The organism is uncultured Negativibacillus sp., assembly GCF_944388365.1.
Taxonomy (GTDB): Bacteria; Bacillota; Clostridia; order Oscillospirales; family Ruminococcaceae; genus Negativibacillus.
Genome location: NZ_CALXIN010000122.1, coordinates 1 through 4927, shown reverse-complemented (window position 1 = coordinate 4927; position 4927 = coordinate 1). Strand labels below are relative to the sequence as shown.

The 4927-nt window shown below is 57.3% G+C and carries 4 protein-coding genes; all 4 read left to right on the top strand.

The annotated features are described in order from the left end of the window. The first annotated feature begins 7 nt into the window (after nt 1-7). The 4 genes from Q0L39_RS10690 (at nt 8) to Q0L39_RS10675 (ending at nt 4704) form a co-directional block, all read left to right on the top strand. Entirely contained in the window at nt 8-373 is a 366-nt protein-coding gene (locus Q0L39_RS10690; RefSeq protein WP_296629065.1) for a BlaI/MecI/CopY family transcriptional regulator, read from the top strand. Nucleotides 374-394: 21 nt separating this feature from the next. After that, entirely contained in the window at nt 395-3829 is a 3435-nt protein-coding gene (locus Q0L39_RS10685) for a M56 family metallopeptidase (RefSeq protein WP_296629063.1), read from the top strand. Nucleotides 3830-4000: 171 nt separating this feature from the next. Then, nucleotides 4001-4231 (top strand): helix-turn-helix domain-containing protein, encoded by a 231-nt coding sequence (locus tag Q0L39_RS10680; RefSeq protein WP_296629061.1) that lies wholly within the window; start codon nt 4001-4003, stop codon nt 4229-4231. Next, entirely contained in the window at nt 4222-4704 is a 483-nt protein-coding gene (locus Q0L39_RS10675; RefSeq protein ID WP_296629059.1) for a helix-turn-helix transcriptional regulator, read from the top strand. The genes Q0L39_RS10680 and Q0L39_RS10675 overlap by 10 nt, the downstream gene beginning before the upstream one ends. The last annotated feature ends 223 nt before the right edge of the window (nt 4705-4927 follow it).

Sequence of the window (4927 nt, the reverse complement as noted above, 5' to 3'; positions counted from 1 at the left end):
AGAAAAGATGGAAGGAAAGCTGTTTGACTCGGAGCTGAAAGTCATGGGCGTGCTGTGGAAGGAAGGCGACTGCACCGCCAAGCACATCTCGGATGTGCTCAAAGAGGAGGTGGGCTGGAACATGAACACCACCTATACCCTCATCAAGCGGTGCATCAACAAGGGAGCCATCCAGCGCAGCGAACCAAACTTTCTGTGCCACGCACTGGTACAAAAGCAGGAGGTGCAGGAGGCGCAGACCAACGAGCTGATCGACCGCATCTATGACGGTTCGGCGGACAAGCTGTTCGCTGCGCTGCTGGACAGAAAGAAGCTCAGCGGCGAACAGCTGCAGAAGCTGCGCGAGATCGTGGGAACGCTGGAGGACGAATAACCGTCAAAAGGGGGGAAAGACATGAATTTGATGCAGATGAGTTTGTCGGCGGCGGCGATGATTCTGGCGATCATCGTACTGCGCGCGCTGACCATTGAAAAACTGCCCAAAAAGACCTTTGTAGTGCTGTGGTGGGTGGTACTTCTGCGGCTGATGGTGCCGTTTTCCATCCCGTCGGCACTGAGCATCTATTCGCTGCTGCCGATGCCGACTGCGTCGCTGTCGACGGCACCACAGCAGATGACACCGGTACAGACGGTGAGCGAATGGGCAGAACAAGCGATGCAGACAGAACAAAGCGACGTCCTTTTACCGGAGCAGCTGACAGTTTTGCCGGAGCAGACCGAGCAACCGGCGGTTTTGCCGGAACAGAGTGTTCAGCAGGAAATCACCACCGAGCAGCCGGACACGCTGCCGCCGGTGCAGTCCGAGCAGATACAGCCGGACAGCAATGCCATCGAAGCGGCACAGCCGAACCTCTCGCTCCGACAGCTGCTGGGCAGCCTGTGGATGACCGGCAGCGGCATAATGGCGGTGGTGTTTGCGGTGAGCTACCTGCGCAGCATTCGGGAGTTTCGGATGTCGCTGCCGGTGGAAAACCGTTTTCTGCTGGAATGGCAGGGAGAACACAGCCGCCGCCGCAAGATCGAGGTGCGGCAGTTTGACCGCATCCACACGCCGCTGACCTACGGCATCCTGCGGCCGGTGATCCTGCTGCCAAAGGGGGCGCTCAATCAGGACGAGGATACCCTGCGGTTTATCCTGACCCACGAATATGTGCACATCCGGCGGTTTGACTGCGTGACCAAGCTGCTGATGGCGGCGGCGCTCTGTCTGCACTGGTGCAATCCTCTGGTGTGGGCGATGTACCTGCTGTTTAACCGCGACTTAGAACTCAGCTGCGACGAAACGGTGCTCAGGCTGCTCGGACGTTCCAGACGTTCCGACTATGCGCTGACGCTGATTGCCATGGAGGAAAACCGCAGCAACTTCGGACTGCTGTACAGCGGCTTTTCCAGAAATGCCATCGAGGAGCGCATCCGCGCCATCATGAAAACCAGGAAGGCGTCGGTCCTCACCGTTGCCGCCGCCGTCGTGCTGGTGGTGGTCATCACGGTGGTGTTTGCCACCTCGGCAGGCATCAAGGAAGATACCTCGTCGCTCGACGAGAAAGCGGACGATACGATCAGCCAGAACATCCTCGATCCGGCGCTGTACACCGACTATGAACCGTACGGCCTGCAGCTGGATACCGACAACAACAAGCTCTACTATCAGGGACAGGTGGTGCGCTGCTTTGACGATCAGTGGCCTGGCGACAACCAGAACACCATGGGCATCGGCTACTGCGACCCGACGGGCATCGTGGATGTGCGCGCCGAGCGCACCGACAGCAAGCTGACCGGACTGGTGCAGGCAAGCGCCGAAGAATTTGCCGCGCGCAAGCTCAGCGATCCGATGGCAGAGGGAGAATCGGAGGAGCCGGTGATAAAAAATGCCGACGGCGTCTATGTTTCTCTTGACCTTGAAGAATACAAGCAGTATGAGCCGTATGGACTGAGCTATCAGAAGGAACAGAATGTGTTTACCTATGAGGGAGAGCTTGTGCGCTACTTCTATGACAAGGAAGCAGGCAACAGCTTTACCAACTTCTATACCGGAAAAGTTGACCTGGAAGCGGTCCGCGACAGCCAGGGCAAGCTGACCGGATTGGAGCACTCTTCTCAGGAGGAGTATGACCGCAGAACCAAAGAGATTGCGCAGATGAACGACTCGGTGTCTGCCGCCGGTGCATCGACTGCAAGCGAACAGGGCGAGAGCAGCGCCGATGCCCTTGCCGCCTATGCAGACAACGGCCTGCGCTACGACGAGCAAAACGACCGCTGGCTCTATCAGAACAGGCCCGTCCGCGCACTCATCGACCGGCAAAACGACCTGTGCTTCTTTGATTACAGCGGAGCCATCAACCTCCTTGCCTGCCGAAAGACCGACGGCAGCTTTTACAAGTGGTCGGTGCTCAGCAACGATGAGACGCTCAGCTTGATTGGCACTTCGCCTGCCGAATATGCACGGGAACAAAGTATGCAGCGCATCCACTACGTCGGCACCTGGGAATCCCAGCCGCCGTATCGCAGCTACACCGGCTTCGGGCTGACTACCGACGAGGATGGAAAGCTCTGGTATGAGGGCGAGCCGGTGCGCTATTTTGTCGATGGCTATACCGTGGAAACACACGGTCCGATCGACGACCCGATTTATTACAAGACCAGCGCTTCGGTTGGAAAAATGTGGACCAGCGGCTGTGTAGTTCTCTATGAATACTACGACCCTGAGGGAACAGCCGATCTTTACACGGTGCTCGCCGACGACGTACATACCATCGAATCTATCGAGCGGTACGACCCGCAGATCATCTCCCAGTGGACCTTCCGCCGGTCGGTCCGGTCGGTCAAGAAGCCGAATGTCGGCGCGTTTGAGGCAGGCGAGCTCCAAACCGTCGCCGAACAGTACGCCGCTCAGGGACTGAGCTATAACTATAAAGACAACCGCCTTTACTTTAACGGACAGCTGGTCCGCTGCTGGATGGTGCCGGAGGAAGGCATGAGCGGCGCCGGCGGCGAGCTGCTCTACTACCTCAACGACTGCGGCGTGGTGGACATCCGCACCGTCCTCTCCGCCGACACAAACGGCAACCGCACCGAACAGCTGCAGGTCTTTGACGCGGGCGATACGGTGGAACTTGCACAAACGATAACACCGGACAGCGGCACCATCACCAGCCAAAACCTTGTCGAAGCGCGCGCAAAGAAGTACAGCAAGCTCCGCAAGCTGTTTGAACCGCTGGAAGAATACGGCGTCACCTATCGCAGCGGCGATATGATGACGGTCGGCGCCGGCGAGGTGTTCTATCAGTCGCAGCCGGTCAAGGTGCTGGTCGATACGCTCGGCGAGACCAACTGGTGCTATGCTTCTAACCTTGTCGATGGCACGGTCAGCCTGCAAATTGTCCGCGACCCAAAGACAAACCAGATCACCGGCGTCGAGCAGTTTGATAACGAGCAGGCGATGGCACTGTTTGAGCAGCAGAGCAATGCCGTCCTCATCCCAAGCTATCAGTCGCCGGTGCTCACCTCGGTGACACAGCAGGAGGGCGCAAATCAGCTCAGCCGCCTGTACTATGGCGCACCAGGCGACCGCGTCACGGCGGCAGTCGGCGGCAGAGTGATTTCGGCGGGCTGGCAGGCAGGCCGCGGCAATCAGGTGCAGATTCTCGACGACAGCGGCGTCACCTGGGTGTACAGCCACCTGCAGTCGGTGACCGCCGTTGCCGGCAGCGTCGTCGAGACCGGCGACCAGCTTGGCACGGTGGGCAACACCGGTTGGGCAAGCGGCTATTATCTGGAGCTGGAAATGTGGTACGCCGGTCAGCCGGTCAACCTCAACCAGCAGCTCTAACCTTTCTTGACATCTCCAACTAGATTCACCACAAAACAGCACTCCCGTTCTAAAAAAAGGACGGGAGTGCTGTCTGCGTCTGCCTTGAAAGTATACGGATATTCGTATATAATGAAGCCAGTAAATTGCGACAAACAGAACTGCGCCGCGTTTGGGAGGAATTTATATAAAATGGAAGGCTATCTATCAATTCGAGAAGCTGCTGAAAAATGGGGCGTATCCGAGCGCCGGATCAACCAGTACTGCACACAGGGACGTATCGCCGATGCAGAACAGTTCGGCGGCACCTGGGCAATCCCAGAAAATGCCAAAAACCGGAGGACCCGCGCAGACGGAAAAAACAGCTGGTCGTACATAAAAAGCCGCAGAAGCAGAAGCTGTTTCCCGACTTTATGCCCCTGATGAATACACCCTTTGAGCCAGGATACTGCGTGCAGACCATCGAAAATATGAGGCCAGGTCCCAAAAAGGACATCGCTCTGGCGGAGTACCACTACTTCAGCGGACAGGCCGAAAAGGCCATGCGGGAAACCGAGGGCTATCTGACCGCGCAGGACAGTGCCGTGCGGCTGTCCGCCTGCTGGATTTTTGCCTATTCCTGCCTGACCATGGGACGCATCGACCATGCCCGCCGCGCCTTGCAGCAAATCAAAAACACCCTGGCAGACGGCGGAAAAACCTCGCCGGCGGTTCGCGCCATGGAGGCGTTTGTGGCGTTTGCGGCGGCGGTGCTGGTTGCCCGCAACTGGACCAATCAGGAAATCGCGCAGTACCTCAATCTGTCGATCAACACCGTCAAACACCACCTGTCCAAGGCGATGAAAAAGCTGAATGTCAGCCACCGCAAAGACCTCAAACAGTATATGCTGCAATAGAGCCGGCCCTTTTTTTGCCGCTCCCCATTACCCATTTTGACCCCTGAAATGGGTAATGGAAATTTCAAAAAAGATGCGGTATAATAAAGGAGTAAACCATTGGAACCTATTGGGTGACAGAAGGAGGAAGCCAAGTGAAGAAAAAGATATTCGCACTCCTGACCGCCTTGTGCATGACAGCAGCGGTGCTGCCCGCTGTCTTTGCCGACGGTGAAGGAGAAGC